A 2340-nucleotide genomic window follows, 5' to 3' on the forward strand; every position below is an offset into this window, starting at 1 on the left:
GTGCGTTGACCACCGGTTTGCCGAGTCCGTCGGCGCCCACCAGTGCCGCGATCACTACCATCGAAAGCGACAGCATGATGCACTGGGTGATGCCGGCTGCGATGCTCGGCATGGCGTGGGGCAATTCGATCCGTGTGAGCAGTTGGCGACGCGAGCAGCCAAAGGCCTTGCCGGCGTCCATCAGTTCTTGCGGCACATCGCGGATACCCAGGTAAGTGAGGCGGATGGGCGCGGCAATCGCGAACACCACCGTCGAGATCAGGCCCGGGACCACACCCAGACCGAAGAGGGTCAAGGTAGGAATGAGGTACACGAAGGTCGGTACGGTCTGCATCAGATCGAGTACAGGACGCATCATGGTGTAGAACATCGGCTTATGCGCGGCGACGATGCCCAACGGCACGCCGATCAACACGCAGACCAGGGTGGCGAACAGCACCTGGGCGAGGGTTTCCATGGTTTCCTGCCAGTATCCCAGGTTGAGGATCAGCAGGAAGGAAGCAATGACGAAGGCGGTCAGCCCCCATTTGCGCTGGATGAAGTGTGCCAGTAGTGCGATCAGGCCGATCAAGACCAGCGGGTTGAACCAGGTCAGCGCAAACGTCACGCCGTGGATCATCGTTTCCAGTGACACGGCAATTGCGTCGAAGGTGTTGGCGCCGTGTTGCGTCAACCATTCAACGAAGCCTGCAATGTACTGGCCTAAAGGTATTTTCTGATCAATCAGCATGGTAGTGAACGTCCGCATGCAAGGAAATAAACAGCCCGGGCGGGCTAGCCCGCCCGGCGTAAGCGATTACTGATTCAGCTTGGCTTTCACGGCGTCCAGGCCAGGTTTACCGTCAATGGTGGTCACGCCAGCGAGCCAGGTATCGAGCACCTGGGGATTCTTTTTCAGCCAGGCCTTGGCGGCCGCGTCAGGCTTCATTTTGTCGTCCAGGATGTTGCCCATCAGTTCACTTTCCATGTCGACGGTGAACTCGAGGTTTTTCAGCAGCTGACCGACGTTGCTGCATTCTTCGGCGTAGCCTTTGCGGGTGTTGGTCGCCACGGTAGCGGCGCCAAAGTCGGGGCCGAAGAAGTCGTCGCCGCCGGTCAGGTATTGAATCTTGAAACGCTTGTTCATCGGGTGCGGTGCCCAGCCCAGAAACACCACGGCGGTGTCGCGTTTCTGTGCGCGGTCGACTTGCGACAGCATGCCCGCCTCGCTGGACTCGACGACCTTGAAACCGGCGTCTTTCAGGCCGAAGGCGTTCTTGTCGATCATACTCTGGATCAGCCGGTTACCGTCGTTGCCCGGCTCGATGCCGTAGATCTTGCCGTCGAGTTCTTTCTTGAATTTGGCGATGTCGGCGAAATCATGCAGCCCTTTGTCGTACAGGGCCTGGGGAACGGCGAGGGTGTATTTGGCACCCTTGAGGTTGGTGCGTACGGTTTCTACGGTGCCGGCCTCGCGGTAGGCCTTGATGTCGTTTTCCATGGTCGGCATCCAGTTGCCCAGGAACACGTCCATGTTCTTGCCGTCGGCCAGAGACTTGTAGGTCACGGGCACGGAAATCATGGTGGTCTTGGTCTTGTAGCCGAGGGCGTTGAGCACGACGCTGGTGGTCGCGGTCGTTGCTGTGATGTCGGTCCAGCCGACATCCGAGAAGTTTACGGTGCTGCATTGGGCCGGTTCGGCGGCTTGCGCCAGAACCGGCAGACTAAGCATGACGGCCAACAACAACGACGAAGAACCTTTCATGGATGGACTCCTTGGTGTTTTTTTTGGCAGTGTTCCGATTGGACCACCGCACTTATAGGTTGCGGTTGGATGGCGTTTTGGAGACAGCTCTACCACGGCGCCTTGCAATCGAGTCGATACGATCATGTACCAGTGAAAATCTGACGCCTACAGGGTGCGTCGTAACCAGTACAGGGATGGTCGCATCCAGTGTCAGTGACGTCGTTTACAGCTTTTTTCGGGCTCTTTTGTCCGTCTGAGTCGCAAAAAAACGGCGAATTCGCGACGTAAAAGACACGCGGCGTTCGTGGACATGAGTGCGTCGGTGTGAGACGTCGAACGACACGTCAAAAGCCTGATGATGCGGCCATCCTGACGGATTGCAGCTTGAGCGTAGCAGCTCCGTCACCGGGCGCTTTTGCGCCTGGAGTTGGCACATCCAGGAGTCCGGCAGTAATGGCTATCAGTGTTTTCGACCTGTTCAAAATCGGCATCGGCCCTTCCAGTTCGCACACCGTGGGGCCTATGCGCGCCGCGGCGCTGTTCGTGCAAGGTTTGCGTGAACAGGGTCTTTTGGAACAAGTAAGGCGTGTCGAAGTTCAGCTTTATGGTTCGTT

The 2340-nt window shown here is 57.8% G+C and carries 3 protein-coding genes; 1 reads left to right on the forward strand and 2 read right to left on the reverse strand.

Annotated features, from left to right (window positions below; translation table 11 throughout):
• Positions 1 to 730 (reverse strand): choline ABC transporter permease subunit (gene choW, locus D8V06_RS09680; protein ID WP_130930869.1); only part of this gene is annotated, 730 nt, incomplete at its 3' end.
• A 66-nt stretch (positions 731 to 796) separates the two neighbouring features.
• Positions 797 to 1744: a choline ABC transporter substrate-binding protein gene (locus tag D8V06_RS09685; protein WP_056853903.1), complete on the reverse strand. Its 948-nt coding sequence runs from the start codon at positions 1742 to 1744 to the stop codon at positions 797 to 799.
• A 435-nt stretch (positions 1745 to 2179) separates the two neighbouring features.
• Here D8V06_RS09685 and D8V06_RS09690 point away from each other — a divergent pair.
• Positions 2180 to 2340: serine dehydratase beta chain (locus D8V06_RS09690; protein ID WP_277751293.1), on the forward strand; the 161-nt coding region annotated here is incomplete at its 3' end.

Source organism: Pseudomonas sp. Sample_24 (genome assembly GCF_004307605.1).
Classification (GTDB): domain Bacteria; phylum Pseudomonadota; class Gammaproteobacteria; order Pseudomonadales; family Pseudomonadaceae; genus Aquipseudomonas.